Raw genomic sequence first — 17486 nt, forward strand, 5'->3', positions numbered from 1 at the left:
GCATCGATTGACATCATCTAGTGTATTAGAGACTGAAGCGTATTGATTGGTATGATGTCTGAACTTGATGTATTCAGCCCTACTTTTTCATTTTGCTGATAACTCACATTATTTGTCAGTGTTATCTGACTGCAACTCTCAGCTAAATATGCCAGATCTTCATTGCATTGTGGTTTCTCTTCAAAATAACTCGATAAATACATAGCACCACGGTGAACCGTAACCTCGTTTGCAAGCTCGCTAAGATTGAAAACTCCATCGTCACAATGAATCATCAAATGCTGGTGAGCTAATGAGTTTGTACCATAAATATTATGTAATACTAATGACGTCTGGTTAATGGAGTCCGTGAGAATTAAATTATCATTAAATCGGTTAATAAATATGGAGCTCCCCTTCACGCTTATCGGCAATACAAGATGGTCTGTTGCTTGATCCTGTGATTGATTCTCGATAATAATGTCTCGATAGTTTTGCCAATCCTCTAATCTCAAGTGATAGGTATCTTTACCTTCCCCACCACTGAGTATCAATGTCTTAGCCTCTTTTAAGTGCGTTGGCGCGAGAATATCATCATTATTTGTTCCTTTGATAATGAATGATGAGCCTAGTGGTTCATTCTTTGATAGCGGATGAAAAATAAGTTGCCCTTCCTTAGAAGACAGCATTAACCCTCCCCCTATTTTCCGTGCATTCTCAAGAGAAACGTCTGGATATAATTCAATCGGTTTTGGTAAATGTTCGGAGGGCTTTAAAGACTGATTGTCATCAAACATATTCGCTAACAGTGCACTCGAAATGGCGGTTTGTTGATATAGTTTTTTGGTTTTTGTATCAAAAATAACCCCACTACCCTCACTCGAATCAAAATCTAAAAAATGTAATGTATCTTCAGATGGTAAGGACTCACTAACAATAACTTTTCCTTTAAAATACCATGCTGGTAAAAATTGCTTGCCATCTTTTCCTTTCAGACCAAACAGTGTGATTGGATTTGGTTCATTAATAAAATCATTTAAATTACGCCAATTAAATGATTCATTTTCAAACCAGGTTTTATTTATCGCAATGATATCCGCGCTACCATTAACATTCAGCTGTTTCACAACGCCATTTTTTTGGATAATTAATATATTTCCATTCCAATTAAAAGCAGTGTCTATTTCACGAATACTTAATCGCTTAGCGGTTGGATTTTTAAGATCAATATCCTTCTGCCCTAACCCTTCTTGGCGGAAAATGGTATCGGACTCTTTGCTATAAAAGAAAAAGACTTCCCCTCCATTGTCATCGAAGAGGCTACCGACCAATATCAGATCGGTTGGTGTTTTCCAATTCCACGTATCGGTAAGTGGATCAAACCTATTAAAGCAAGCTCCAACTATTTTTAATAATGTTGGCTTTGTATTTGCCACCCTAAATTGACCTTCAATTCCTGATAGCATCCATTTATTAGTAAAACTAGCATACGTTAAATCTAATACATGCTCAAAAGGTTCCCCATTAGCGAGCCTATGATTCATATAAGCTAATTCATCAGGGTTAGTAGAAAACCAATATAATGTCTGAGACATCTCAGCCATTATCTTTTGGTCATAATCATCGGGTCTGGCTAAATTAGGTTTAATTAATACCCCATCACTGGTACGTAGCCAATAAATACTCTGGAAGCCTAAATAATTGGTATCTTTTATCATCACGATTGAGGCTAGTTTTGGCGATGGTTTTGTTGAAGAGGCTATTGTGGATAGTGTATTTTTGTTATCCTGACTCAATCTAATATAGTTTTCATTAACTAAATAATCATGATTTAAGAAATCTTTGTGTTTTATAGGCGGAATAATAACATCGAGTTTATTCAGTTTTTCCATTAAACGAAAATCATCAGAAATACTAACTAGCTCTAATTTACTTTTCTCGAAAGAGTAAACCACATTCACTTCACTACTGTTTTTTCTATTTTTCAATTCAACAATGACTGTATTATTTTTTATTGAAAGTCGTTCAATACTTGAATACTCACCCAACAAATCATAAAAATTAAACTTAGCATAAATATCGCCATTATTAATATTGGTTGACCATATAATATTTTCACTTTGAGAATAAAAATATGCGACACCTTTAATCGTCGTGATTAAAATTGCAGATTGATTTTCTTTATACGATGAATTGGTATATAACATACACCTAGCAGTAACATCATAGAATGCTCTGCCAACATTTTTTTCATTAACTGAATAATTATTAACAATAACATATTTTTTATTTAATTCATTTTTATTCGCCAAATCATGAAAGAAATATTCAATAGAGCCCATATTTGGGCCCCAGTGTTTTCCATTTATGCTAACAAGATCTATTTTTTTATTATGGAAGTTAACTTCTCTAATTTCATGCTCACTATTCATAATTAGAATTTTACTAGACGCTGCCGTCTCATCAATATAAACGACGGTATTACCAATTTGGATATTATCATCATTAACTTTAATTACTTGACCTTTCTGACCATCAATACTACTGGTATCGATAATCCAAGTGGATTGCTCAGTGGCTAATAAAGATTGCTTTAACTTTAAAGAAGAACCATGATTTATCGAAATCTGATATTCTGCACCAGCGCCTATCAGGCTATGTTCTATATAGCCATGCCAAGCTTCAGGAAGAGTAGGAACAATTAAATGCTTATTAGTTGAATCTAAAATAATCGAAACTGGAGTAAAAACATATTCAGCCTTAAGGTTTGACATCACATATTCTAGACCACAATAAAAATAATCAAAATAAAACTGGTAATTCTCTTCCATTTTTCTAAGAACTGAAAAACCATAATCACCACGAGTTGTACCACCAATAAGAGATGTATATTCGTAACGCAAATAACATTGAGGAATGACGGGTAGTACAATAATATTTGATTTATCCGAATCAAATGTCACTTTATCTTGTAAGACACCCACTGCTTCTCGAATATTAATCGCTTCATTTTTATTTATATCTGCTCGTGGACTTGATTGAAAATCACTTAAAGTACTATGTTTGAAAACCCATGTTCTTTTTTCACCACGATAAATATACTCGCTACCAAGCTTAAAGCTTGCATCTAAAAAATTAACTTCTTTAATCACAATACCTTCTGTTGGCATTAATAATTTTTTTTCTTCATCATAATGAATAGCCGCATTCTGATAATGCTCTTTGTAACGACCAAAAATAACACCAACCCCTATCGCTTCTTGTGCATGGCGCTCATTAATTTTGATTAATTCAGTAATGCCAATTCCAAGACCTGTTAAAGGTACTGCTAATGGCATAGCAACGCCAGCAACAGTTTCAGCCCCCAATAGCGACGCCCCATATCCCACAATACTTGTTGTTAACGCAGCTGAATCAAACGCCAGCTGAGTGCCAATAACCGTTCTCTGTAGTTCATTCTCTGCATTCGCGAGTTCATAGATATCAAACCCGACCATAGCGCCTTGAAAAATCGCACCAACCCCTTCATTTGCAGTGCGTAAAATCGATGATGAGAAACTATTCATCTCAGTTTTGATAACATCAGATCCCTCTTTCCAAAGCACATTCACCAGTCGAGTGACTCGTGATATATCATTCACTGCCCCATGAACCATCATGGTATAACTCACATAGGCATGAATTTTCAATGCGGTATCTAGGTTAGAAGGATTACTTGAAGCAACTGATTGGCGATTACGATTTGCAGCCCATTCAATCAGTGCCTTAATACCTATCGCCGAATTTAGACCATCAACATGCTCAGTTTCAGTCCCTCTTCCTAAGGTATCCTCATGCTGTAGCGCTAAATCCTTAAACGTATAGTGTTGGCTAAAAGAGTCGATTGATTCACTAAAGTATTCTTTAAATTCAAAAAATGTTTTGTCATCTGTTTCAATCCAACGAGAAGATTCCTCATTGCCTTTATGAACGAACTGAATTTGATATCGTCCATTCTCTAATCGCTTTGTACTTGCAAAAACAGGTAGCCAATATTCATTTAACTGATACTTTTGAATCATCTTATCCAGTGATAATTCTAAACGGCTGCCCCATTGCTCTGCATTTAAAATACTCAAAGATGATTTTATTTGCCTATCTTTTGCTAATACGTTTTGGCTTTCGATGAAAGCTCTTGTTTTTTGGCGCCGTGGAATAACCTCAGATAACTCAGTTGAAGATACTAAATCTTCGACTCTTATCCCTGCACCAACATCTACATTCGCCATTTGCTCAATATCAATAGAAATGAGATCAAATATAGGTTTAGATTTCTCCGTTAGCGCATCATATTTAAATGCCATTTTCTCTTTCACTAAAAAATCATCTAAACACTTGGAAAATTTCTTGGGATTATCAAATATATACAATCCAAAATTAGGATCATAAAAACAGTAACGTACCTCACCATTATCAACTTTTTTTCCTATTAACATTGAATGGCTTTGAGTATTTAAGGCATACATCTGAGTTCCACTAGATTCAATGAGTTGCTTTTTTATCGACTTTAAATTCAGTAGACCAATTGAAGAAGATGCTCCTACCGCTTCCGTATTAAAATGTAAATTTTGCAGTGATGACCTCAATATAATTGAGCTTTTTTCTTCCGGAGATGCCGCAGCAATAAACAACTTATTGAAAAGCTCGTTGGCACCGCTAACACCATCATATTGAGCCAATGCAACTGACATCGCTCTCACTAATGGATAACAACGACCGCCCTCATAGTCGCCCATTAATGGTAAATAAAAGTCTTGAGGAGCAAGGTGTTGATAAATGCTTCCCCCATTCTGAAATAGGGTATTCATTTTTAACGTATGGTTTAAAATGTTTTCTATGTGTTCCGACTGATCCTTAATCCGAATATATTGAGATAGTGCACCACGCTCTTTAGCACTTAATCCTCCATGAATATAAAGCTCACGCATTTTTGATGCCGACATTCCTTCATCAAAACCTGCGATACTTAATTCTTTGTAATGCTTAACACCTTGATTAAAATCACCATGTTCATTCCATATATCCTTGTTTAATAGAACTGTATACCTTTCTCTATTGACTACAGATTTTGATTGAATACCTGATTTAATACTCGATTCATCTAATTTAAGAACCGCAGAAATTCCATGATTTTTTTTAATTTGTAACCATAACCAACTACGCTCAACAGATGCACTTTCAGATAAAATCACATCATATTTTTGTTTATAATATTCTTTTAAGTGTTTATTTAACTCAATTGTTTCTTTTAATTCGCCAATTCTAATTCTATCTTCTTCTGAGGGTAGCACTTTATTTAATTTATTTATTTTATCTTGTAATTCAATAAGCTCATCTCGCGCATTTTTTATTTTTATATCTATTTTTACCCTCTCAACGCTGAGGTATTGTTTTATTTTATTTCGTAATTCTATCCAAGAAAGAATCGCTTGATGATCTAATGAAAAATCGCCCCCCGTATAAATACCTTGTCTGAAATTTTCAGTGTCAATATTAATCTCCCTCGCAAGATTAAATAATTCTTTATGGATATGACTACGGTATTGATTAAATTGTTCTAAACGTGATTGATAAAATGTATCATCCGGATATAGCAAGATAACGGATTCATCTTGTATTCGTCGTTGTGGAGTAGGAATGCCATTCATCACCTCATATTGTTGGCGCTGTAAAATTAATTCCCATTGGTCTTTGTGAAACCTCATGTAAACCATAGCAAGACCTTCATCAGTACCTGCAACTTGGTAATCTTGAAAATCAAATGCCATAACCACATTGTCATAGAGCACTGAACTATTTACTCTTCCATCATGGTACACTCGATATGTTGTAGCATTATGTTTTGTAACAATAACTGAGCATCCCGTTAAAGAACCCGTAAAAAGAAAACTGTTTTCAGCTGCTTGTATAGGGATATCAATATAACCCGGGTTTGCACTTAATTGATTACCGCCGTTGTAACTTAGAAAGTAGGCATCAACCGTTAACTCTGGGTCAAGATTTGAAGTATTGGATATAGGATTAATGGCATAAGTATTAGGTGATTTTTTAACAAATTTAACTAAGCCATGTGAGGGTAATTTCCCATCATTAGTCATTTCGTCAGCGCTAATAGTATTGGCATGAGAAAACACTATCGTATTTTCCTTAAATAGCTTGATATCAGGACTTGCTGGCTTCTCTTTAGTTGATGTGCTCCACCATAAAGGGGATTTTAACTTCAAATCACGGAATGCTTGAGATATCACTCTAAGGTTAATGCTCTTTTTGTTAAACGAATTAAACGAATTAAACGAATTAAACGAATTAAACGAATTAAACGAATTAAACGAATTAAACGAATTAAACGATGAATAATAAAAATCATTTTTCATTTCTATAACTCCATTTATTTAAAAATAAAATCCCGAATAGTTTAAATGTCACTTCAAATATGATTGTTTCACATCAAATTTAAATTAATAACAAAAAAATTATATATTATTAAATTTTTTAATAGTTCCATCTCAATTTTTGATAGCTTCAAAATAAAAAAATAGCGTTATAGTCATTCTCGTTAAGGACATTTAATAGCAAGGAACTTATAATAGATGACTCACTCAATAATGCTAACTACACCTTTTTTGCTCAGTGGAAATTTTCTTTCAACATCTGCTATTGAGCATGATTTTTTCTTGAGTAATGAAAATAATGATCAACGGAATTTGATCATCAAAATAGCCAAGATGATGTTGGCTCAAATCACTAAAATGGAGGATACTTCACAAGGACAACGAGTCATCAAACTAGCTAATACAATCACGGCTAGTCAATCCTCATCATTCTCACCTTTTCAATTAGCAACGCGTATCTCGTTTGCTAATCGCTTCAATCAACAAAATGCCCCTTATATCACATCTTCTATACACATTAACTTAGAACCATCAAGAAACTCCTCTAATCCCCCTCATGACGGTATTTTGAGCTCTGGTTGTTATACAAAAATCGAGATTTTTCATCAGCAAGTCTTTCTTTTAATAGTAGACAAGGACGTCGTGATTTTTGGTAAAACCTGCACTCTTGAAAGCCATCAAAAATTATGCAAAGTATGTTTTATTTGCCCGCTGGATACAATTGATATTAAAGGACTTATTCAAATTATGAATTTCTCACTACGTAATATGGGTGAGAACTCACTGACAAAACAGGAGCCTTTCAGCTAGAGAAGAACCAAAAAAGTGATTGTCTCATTGACAACACTAGAAATAAAAAAACGGCCTCATTCTCTGAGGCCGTTACTATTTTTAATTTATTTTTCTTAACGTTGTTATATCCAAAAAAACCAAGCAAATAAAGAGATAACAATAATACATGCCACGTTGAGTACAGCACCCACTCGAACCATCTCAATTTGGCGAATATAGCCAGAACCAAATACAATCGCATTCGGAGGTGTCGCGACAGGCAACATAAAGGCACAAGAAGCACCAATACCAATAATCATCGTTAATGCCATTACTGGCATACCTAATGCTTCAGCGACCGTCGCAAAAATTGGTACTAGCAGTGCGGCACTTGCTGTATTACTGGTAAATTCAGTCAGAACAATAATAAACGTTGTAACCGCAAGAATAATCACAAACCAATGGCTTTGCCCGAATGTCATTTGCATCCAATCCGCCATGATTTTACTAGCGCCTGATGAGCTTAAAATTGCACTCAGCGTTAAACCACCGCCAAATAACATTAATACGCCCCACTCAGTGTTTTTCTGGATCTGTGACCAGCTAGCTACTCCGGTGATCCCAATTAACACCGCCGCGCTCAGCGCGATGATAGTATCTAAATCTTTAACGCCGCCAAGCGCATCACTAATGAACGTACTGGTGATCCAACATACAACCGCTAACAAGAAAATACTCATCGCAGTAATACGTTTTCCATTCCATTCCACTTTTTCTAATTCAATTTCAAAACGGTGTTTTAAGTTAGGACGTAACATCATGTACATCAGGACAAACATCATTGGCAGTAAAACCACCATGATTGGGATGCCATATTTCATCCATGATAAGAAATCCAAACCTAGCGCGGAAGCTGCAATTGCGTTAGGCGGGCTACCAACAATTGTCCCTAAACCTCCGATACTCGCACTGTAAGCTACCCCTAATAACACGAAGACAAATGTATTACGTTCGTGTCGAACATCAAGGTTAGACAAGATCCCTAAAACTAACGGTAACATCATTGCGGCAGTTGCTGTATTACTGATCCACATAGATAAACCTGCAGTAACACCAAACAACAAAATGACAGCAACAGATAAACGCCCACGTGCAGCCATTAATAATCGGTTAGCGATCAGGCGATCAAGACCTTGAATATGCAGCGCGGTTGCTAACGCAAATCCACCGAAAAATAAGAAAATGATTGGGTTCGCGAAGGCTTTTAGCGCATCTCCCGTCCCCATCAAACCAAGCCCTACCGCCAACAATGGGATACAAAGTGCGGTAATTGTGACGTGAATCGCCTCAGTTAACCAAAGCACACCGACGAAAACCATTAAAGCCAGTCCAGCATTTGCTTTGTCATCAAAAGGCAAATATTTCAACAGCAAAATCAGCAGTACAATATCAACAGCCAAAATTATCCAACCACGCTTGTTAGAAGGGGTTGGAGGAACTGCTGGTGTCAAAGATTCAGAAGCATCCATGTTTACTCCATAGCTCGGAAGCAATTTAAGTTTTCAAGTAATTTTTGTTAATCTTTTTTTACAGGAAGTAAAATATAGAGTTAATTGAATGAGATGGAAATGTAGATAACCTAAAACTGCGATCTGCGCCCCGCAATTTACTTGTTTTAAAGCTAAAAACTTAAAAATCTCACTAGTCATTCACAAAAATAGCAATTTAATTACCTAAAATAAGATATAGGTAAGCATACTGACTGCTTTCACTCCTATAAATTATTCGCTATGAAAATATATAACAATTTGATAGTTCAGATAAATCATCCAATATTCATTTTGTGAGCTGTAAGCCAGCTCACTGTGTAATTGCAGCTAGCTTACATTTTTCTTGATTTACCCTTAAGAAAGATGACTTAGCAAGACATTATGGGTATTCACATTAGGTAAAAATGGAGAGTCCATTCCCGGCATGACCAATCCATCTTTTTTCGCAAATCCCGCTACGTGCTCAGACAGCAATGATGAGTGAACATCGTGTTCAATATGCTGATAATTGTTAAGTTCTATGTGAGTTTCAGCTAGATCAATCGCCAAATTCAATGAGTGATTCTGAATAAATTGTTCCAATGATACGTCTTGCGTTTGATCGACAAAACGTAACTGTAAATGCTGATGAGCTTGTTTTTGATCACCAAAAACTTTCCTAAAGACTAGCGTGGTATTTTGCTTCATATCGGTGATAAATAGATCGTCATTATGTTGGCTCACGACCAACTCATCATTCTCTGAAACGGGTAGAATTAGCATATCCATCAGTGAATCAAGCGCATTATTATCGATAATAATGGAGTGATAATGCCCCCACACTGCTTTCGAAATAGTATAAGTATCCTGCCCATTCCCTGCACTCAACACAATATTTTTCACAGACTGAATAACAACGGGAGATAACTTATCATTTTGATCACTCCCACGAATAATCAATGAAGAACCGAGGTGACTACTTGTCGTGTTGTCTTTATTCTGTAAAAGATCGACAAATAAAATTTCGCCACTTTTAGCAAACATCAGTACTCCATCACCAACCATTTTCACATTCGAAAATTGCAAATCCGGGTAAACATCGACAACGTTTGGTAATGCTGACTCATCAAGAAGCTCTCGTCCTTGTCCAAATGCGGAAGATAATTGATTCTCCGTCGCAAACTGTTGGCGATACAGTTTTTGAGTTGTCGGATCAAAAATTAATGCCCCCGAATTATCCGCATCTAATCCTAAAAGCTGGATATTATTTTCTAATGATAATTCATGAGCAATAATCACTTTCCCATTCAAAGACCAGGCTGGAATTGTTTTTTCGGCGCTTCCTTTATTAAGTCCAACCAAGGTTATTGTTTTGCAGCAATAGTAATCTCCTAATTCTCTCCACCAATTTGCACGTTCTTTGAACCAATTCTCAGTTAATGCAGATGGATGGTAATTTCCTTTATCATCAATTTGACAAATAACACCATCAATATTAGATATAAATAAATTACCTTGCCAAAAGGCAGCATTTTGCATGCCATACGGGGTATTTAAAAACCATGCAGTTGGCTTCGTGACATTTAAAATGTCCTGCCCAGGACCTTCTTGACGGTACAGTTCTTTATTTTTATGACTGTAAAAATAAAAAATTTCTGTTCCTTTTTCATCAAATAGGCTTCCCATTAATGCTAAATCAGGTGGGATAGCCCAATGGCTCTGATGTAACCGGATATTGGTCGGGGTTTCTCCATAACCAAGAGAGGGGGATAAATTGGGCTTAATGAGTAGGCTGTCAGCCACTCTTAACCAATAACGATGCAGAGCTTGATTGCTATCTACACCTGAAATAGCCACCACTGACCCTAAATCTGCTTCAATCTGTACAGGTTGTTCACCATTTGTTTTGTAAGTGCTACTTAACATATAGTTTCGTAGGAACGCTTGAGGCGATATTGCTGAAAACTGGGTAGGTGTTTGAGCTAAGCGCTCTAATAACGTTGAATCTGCGTCTAAGCTAATTAATTTAATTATATTTTGTTCGATTTGAAAATTAACGACCTCATTGGTATCAGTATATCTACATGAAAAATAAATATGCCCATAACCTTTCCACAATTGTAAGATTTCAAATGGTCGATTATTTGGATTTTCAAATTGATATTCAGAACTGATAGTGCCAGTCGCAATGTCCACCGCCCATATTTGCTTTTGTGTTGGCAAGTAGAAATACGCAACATCGCCTACCACTGAACTTAAAATAGCGTATTGCTTATTAGCATCCAGAGTATCGATAAAAATATATCGCTGATTGCTTACATCATAGAATGCTCGTCCCACATCCTTGCCGTTGTACTGGTGATTAGCGATAACAATGAACTGCCCATGTTTTTTATGCTGCTCTGTATAATGATTTAAATGTTGTGCTAGATCTTTTGCATCGCCTTGCCATAATTTTTCATCTTCGCTTAGAATCGTTGACTGAGCCGATGACAAATCAATTCTCTGCACTTCTTTATGTTTATTCACGACGATGATTTGACCTTGCACACTGTCAACATCAACGTCTATTTGAATATCACCGACAGTGAATTGATTATTTTGTATTTTGACTGTGCTGTTTTCCAGTTGGCTAGCATCTATAATCCACTTCGAATTTTGATTATTTTTTGTATCGTCCGTTAATTTGATACGAATACCGCTGTTTAAGCTGAGCTTATACGTTCCACCATTGCCTTTTATTTTATATTCAATTTTTCCATGCCACTCCCTCGCTAATTGGGGAACAATCAATGCGCGATTTTTTTCATCCAAAATAATCTCAATCGGCGTATCAACATATTCATGGAAAATCTGTGTAATCGTATTTTCGCTGGGGAAGATATAGAAATCATAATCAAAATTATCCTCCTGTTCTAATCGCCGAATGACATCAAAACCACTATCGTGGCGCAATGTACAACCAGGCCATAAATTATAACTGTATTTAATATAAGACTTAGGAATAACAGGCAACATAAGTGTATCAGTATCAAAAAAATCCAATTTATGTATCGCTAATGGATAACCAATACCTTGGCGAATATTAATAGCTTGGGCTCGATTTTTAACCATTGTAGGGTTGTTTCCTGCCCAAAAAATATAATTACGGCGGCCACCACCCGATGAACGCTCACTCGTGCGATATATATACTGGCTATCAAATTGAATTTGATTATGTTTAAGATCAAGAGTGCTAAATATCGCACCAAATTTTGGAATCAGTATCTTTTGGTCTGGAATATAATTAAATCCATTTCCTTTATAAGCCTCATCGAGCGCGTAAAAATAGCGTCCAACTGCTTTTGCATCCTCTCCAATGATGGCAAAATTGCGAGCTAAACCAATAAATCCTATTCCAAGCCCCGCTACAAGAACACTGGCACCACCTAATGCGGTTGCCGCCCCCGCATACCCTGCGGCGCCTAACCCTATTCCACCTGAGACTGCGGCGAAACTCATAGAGTCAAAAGCGAGTTGAGTACCAAATATAATGCGTTCAGAGTCACTTTCCGCATTTGATAACTCATAAATATCAAACCCCACGAGTGCGCCACTAAAAATTACCGCCAACCCTTCATTCGCTGTTTTTGCCATTGATGAAAAGAAACTGTTCATCTCCGTAGCGGTGATTTCACGTCCAGTTTTTAAACCGATTTTAATAATTTGATTGATTTTCGCCATATCATTGGCGATTCCATACGCCATCATTGAATAATTCATATAAGTATGAATTTTTAGCGCTAACAACAAATTCGGGGAGTTTTTTTTCTCGGATGCCTCATTACGATTTTTATTTTCTACCCACTGAATAATCGATTGAATAGCTATACCCACATTCAAACCATCAACTGAGGCAGCATCAGCCTCATTAAGTTGCGCTTTTATTTTATTTTCTTCAAAACGATAATATCTGTTGAATAACTCCATTTGCTCGATCGAGTATTGGTGAAACTCAATAAATGTTTTGTCCGTAGTCTCAACCCAGCGAGTAAGATCGGGATTTTCAATATGAATAAATTTAATTCGATACAGGTTATCTGATGCTTGCTCTGCACTTGAAAATAGTGGAATCCATTTTCCATTAAAATGTTTTTCTGCTGAGAGTTTTAATGTGGCATCATTGACTCTCTCCCCCCATTGCTGAGCATCCAATATCGTCAATGAAGCTTTCAATCTTGTATCTTCAATAATTTCTTTTTGTTTAAAAAGCAATTGTTCAACTTTTTTTCCTCTTTCGCTTAAATCAGATAATTTTTCATCAATACTTAAATCATTAACTGATAGATAGTTGCCAATAGGCACCTTTGCCATTTCATCCGTATTAATAAAGACCAATTCAAATGCAGGTTTATTCTCAACTTCATAGGCTGAATAGTAATCAGCCATTTTCTTTTCCGTAAAAAATTTATTTAAAGATGAAAATAATCGCTTACTATTTTTAAATGAGAAAAGACCAAAATTAGGATCATAAAAATAATAAGTACTTTGCTCTCCACTTACAGTTTTACCTACTAACATTGAATGGCTTTTACTATTGATGGCAAACATCATGGTTTCAGACTTTAACCCCAATAGAGTTTGGATCTTTTTCAGATCCATAATCCCATGGGAAAATGAAGCCTCTACCGCTTCAACATTAGAATGTAGTCTTTTCAGAGAATCTTGCAATAATAGGGAATCACGGCTATCAGGCGCTGCTGCTGCAATATATAGCTTATCAATGAGTTTATCCGCACCTAGGTGTCCTTCTCGCGCTAATCCCACGGACATACCTCTTACCAATGGGTAGCAGCGCCCGCCAGATTCACTTCTCACTAATGATAAGTAGAAGTCTTGAGGAATTAATCGATTCGTTTTACTACCAGCTTCAGAGAAGAATTCACTAATTTTTCCGGTTTGAGTTAATACATGACTAATATACTCTTCATACGTGGTTTCTTGAATGACACGATACAAAGCACCTCGTTCTCTCGCCGTATACTCGTTTGTGACATACATTTTTTTCAATAACTGTGAAGGCACTGTGTCATTCACATCCAGTATGCTAATTTCTTTATACTGTTTAATTCCCTCACTAAATTCATTTTTAAACCGTATATTTCGCGTTAATTTGTGCAGGTAAATTAAATTCTCATACCGTTCATTAATTGTTAAATGATAAGCATAAGGTGAATTTATTCCCATATTCGGATCAAACTCTTTAATCTTAACTACTGCACTCATGCCTTGATTCGCTTTAATACGTTGCCATAACCAACTGTATTCCACTTCACGTAAATGGTAAAAAAGCTCGCCATATTGTCTATTTTGCATTGAAATAATGGTTTTATTCATTTCAATGGCATTTTCTATTTTCTTTTTGCGCGTTATGTCCGTAACGCCAATTAAGCTTTCCTCTAATATCTGCCGATTTTTTTTAAGCGCCTGAATTTGAATATCTAATTTTTGTTGTAATTGACTACCAATATCTAGCCATGTTTTTAATGATGAATGACTTTCCAGTAACTCTGAAGGCTGTGTTTCTGAATACTGGGATTCTGCTAGAAATACAGTTTCACTCGGGATATCACCAATTTTCACATTAACCTTTTTTGCCAGCATTTTTAATTCACGATGAACGCTATCCCTAGCATTTTCAAAACGCTGTGTTCTATCTGATAGATTGTAATCTCCCGCTTTTTGGACTTTAACGATGTTGTCCTCTGCACTTAGAGATATCCGATTACGTTGTGGCTGAACAATTAATTTCCATTCATCGCCATTAAAATGCATGAATGCATTAGCTTTGCTAATGTTTTTCTCGGAGAGAATATAATTCCTTGCATCAACAGCCATCACTACATCGTCATAAAGTAATGAGGCGTCAGCGCGATTATCTCGATAAATCCGATAGTGTTCGCTGTCTAATACAGTCACCACAATCGATTCACCACGCAATAGTCCTGTAAATAGAAAATCTTTTTCGGGATGATCCTTAGGAATATCGATATATTCCACATATTTACTTTCTTTATTTCTCGCCTTTGAGTCTAAAAGATAGCAATCTATTATGTAACGCTGATGTTGTTCATCAGTTGAATCCACATATTCAACTTGATAACCTTTACCAAAATTTTTATTAAATAAAATTTAACCTTCCGCTGGTATTTGCAAAATAGAATTAAGTACTTTGGTATTAATATTGTAGTTACGGGCGAACTCAATTGGGTCTTGCTTAAACTTTTCAATATCAGGGCTAAAATGATTGCCTGAATTTGTGCCACTGCCTGTAATTGAAATATCAAAATAGGTTTCTTTGACTGATTGAGAAAGTAAAGCTGGCTGTTCTGCATCGTAACCATGAACCCTTAATACCTTAGTCAGGCTCAGCTCCAAGGGTTTATCTGAAATCAATGAAGATACAATCCCTTTAGCGATCATTTCTGCTCTTGACTCACCATGACTACTCGATTGTCCTTCAAGGGTTTCAGAATAAGAAAAACCTTTATCAACGCGGTACATTCCCATAGGAACATGCTCAATCATCGCATCAGCAGGCAATAGCGTTTTTAGCTGCTGGCTAATTTCTGTAGCACTTTGTAAACTTGCTTCAGAGAAATAAATCACAGCTTGATCCGTTATTCGCCCTAATTTTTTAGGTCCCATGATCTTCGCTTGCATCACTTTTTTATTCGGATCATTTTCGTAGAGTTGCATTAATGCTTTAGCTAAATCTGCGAAATATTCTTTTTTCACATTGACTGTTAATCGAGACATTAACATTGATCGGCTATTATACCGCTCACGATAATTCTTCGGTAAAATTCGATATGCAGAACCATCTAATAATTCATCATCCGTGAGGGATGAAAATTTATTATCATTTTTCCCTTGAACTTTAACTTCAATATTTTTATTTTCTGAACGATATTTTTTAAAATCCGCTAAAAATTTTTTCTGCTCAATAATATTCAGACCTTCAATACCAACAGGAGTAGTACGGCTGTAATTCATATATATAATATCGGTAATTTTTTCTTCTAATGCCACTTTTTGATTCGTTAGCGATTCATTCCATTCACCATGACGTTTATACCCAGATTTAATATCACTAACTTTATTCATCAAATCCGCATCTTTTTTTATATGCGTATACACTTGTTTTGCCGCGGTAAATAATGACTCATGACTATCCTTGCCCATAATAATATCCTTATTTAATTTTCATGTTAATTATCTAAATAATCAATTTAGACTGGCGTTATATTAGTAGCATAAAAAATAAGAAGGGCTTGGTGGAGTTATTCCGCATTATTTATAGGATTTAAATACTTTGGAAGGTATTTATTTTAAATAAAAAAAGGGACGATTTCTCGTCCCTTTTTTCAATTTAATCTAAGCGAATATCAATTACGCTTGACCTTTAACTTCTTTCAGACCGTTGAATGGCGCGCTGTTACCCAGAGCTTCTTCAATACGGATCAGTTGGTTGTATTTAGCAACACGGTCAGAACGGCTCATAGAACCTGTTTTAATTTGACCGGCTGCAGTACCCACTGCTAAATCAGCAATCGTTGCATCTTCAGTTTCGCCTGAACGGTGAGAGATAACCGCTGTATAGCCAGCATCTTTCGCCATTTTAATCGCAGCTAACGTTTCAGTCAGAGAACCGATTTGGTTGAATTTGATCAGGATTGAGTTAGCGATGCCTTTCTCGATACCTTCTTTTAAGATCTTAGTGTTAGTTACAAATAAATCGTCACCAACTAATTGGATTTTGTCGCCAAGAACTTTAGTTTGGTATGCGAAACCATCCCAGTCAGATTCGTTTAAACCATCTTCGATAGAAACGATTGGGTATTGTTTGGTCAGCTCTTCTAAGTAATGAGTAAACTCTTGTGAAGTGAAGGTTTTACCTTCGCCTTTCAGCTCATAGTTGCCAGTTTCTTTGTTGTAGAACTCGGAAGCTGCACAGTCCATCGCCAGAGTCACATCTTTACCCAGAACGTAGCCCGCTTGCTCAACCGCTTCTTTGATAGCAGCCAGTGCAGCAGCGTTAGATTCTAAGTTAGGTGCATAACCACCTTCATCACCAACAGCCGTGTTCATACCTTTAGATTTCAGTACTTTTGCTAAGTGATGGAAAATTTCAGAACCCATACGTACCGCTTCTTTCAGAGTCGGCGCGCCAACTGGTTGAATCATGAATTCTTGGATATCAACGTTGTTATCTGCGTGCTCACCACCATTGATGATGTTCATCATTGGCAGAGGCATAGAGTATTGACCGTGAGTACCATTCAGATCAGAAATATGCTCATACAGAGGCATACCTTTTGCCGCAGCAGCCGCTTTCGCGTTTGCTAAAGATACTGCCAGAATTGCGTTTGCACCGAATTTAGATTTGTTTTCAGTACCATCTAAGTCAATCATGATTTTATCGATATTAGCTTGATCTTTAGCATCTTTACCGATAACTGCTTGAGCGATTGGACCGTTAACAGCGGCAACAGCTTTCAGAACACCTTTACCCAGAAAACGTGATTTATCACCATCACGCAATTCCAGAGCTTCACGAGAACCTGTAGATGCACCTGATGGAGCTGCGGCTAAACCAACAAAACCACCTTCTAAATGTACTTCAGCTTCAACAGTTGGGTTACCACGAGAATCAATGATTTCACGACCGATCACTTTAACAATTTTGGACATTAGGTTTTCCTCAGTACAAGTTAAATTTCGGGAAGTTGGCGAA

Annotated in this window: 6 protein-coding genes; 1 reads left to right on the forward strand and 5 read right to left on the reverse strand. The window is 36.3% G+C overall.

Features of this window, described 5'->3' with window-relative positions; translation table 11 throughout:
• Positions 1-17: 17 nt before the first annotated feature.
• Positions 18-6392 carry a TcdA/TcdB pore-forming domain-containing protein gene (locus PR766_RS10100; RefSeq protein ID WP_272518477.1) on the reverse strand — a complete coding sequence of 2125 codons (6375 nt, stop codon included), beginning with the start codon at positions 6390-6392 and terminating at the stop codon, positions 18-20.
• A gap of 216 nt (positions 6393-6608) precedes the next feature.
• On the opposite strand from PR766_RS10100, the gene PR766_RS10105 reads away from it, so the two are divergent.
• The gene (locus tag PR766_RS10105) at positions 6609-7220 is read left to right on the forward strand and encodes a hypothetical protein (protein ID WP_006661067.1); all 612 of its coding nucleotides are present in this window, start codon (positions 6609-6611) and stop codon (positions 7218-7220) included.
• 104 nt (positions 7221-7324) lie between these two features.
• Here PR766_RS10105 and PR766_RS10110 read toward each other — a convergent pair whose 3' ends face one another.
• The 4 genes from PR766_RS10110 to eno all read right to left on the reverse strand — a co-directional run bounded on the left by PR766_RS10110 (position 7325) and on the right by eno (position 17443).
• Positions 7325-8710: a DASS family sodium-coupled anion symporter gene (locus PR766_RS10110; RefSeq protein WP_006659303.1), complete on the reverse strand. Its 1386-nt coding sequence runs from the start codon at positions 8708-8710 to the stop codon at positions 7325-7327.
• A 375-nt stretch (positions 8711-9085) separates the two neighbouring features.
• Complete coding sequence (locus PR766_RS10115) at positions 9086-14749, reverse strand: TcdA/TcdB pore-forming domain-containing protein (protein ID WP_230086789.1); 5664 nt, start codon at positions 14747-14749, stop codon at positions 9086-9088.
• Between the two features lie 132 nt (positions 14750-14881).
• On the reverse strand, positions 14882-15934 hold the full coding sequence (locus tag PR766_RS10120) for a T3SS effector HopA1 family protein (protein WP_230086788.1): 1053 nt from the start codon (positions 15932-15934) through the stop codon (positions 14882-14884).
• Between the two features lie 207 nt (positions 15935-16141).
• Positions 16142-17443 (reverse strand): phosphopyruvate hydratase, encoded by a 1302-nt coding sequence (gene eno / locus PR766_RS10125; RefSeq protein WP_006659306.1) that lies wholly within the window; start codon positions 17441-17443, stop codon positions 16142-16144.
• Between the last annotated feature and the right edge of the window lie 43 nt (positions 17444-17486).

Origin of the sequence: Providencia sp. PROV208, from assembly GCF_028479465.1 — a bacterium.
Lineage (GTDB): Bacteria > Pseudomonadota > Gammaproteobacteria > Enterobacterales > Enterobacteriaceae > Providencia > Providencia alcalifaciens.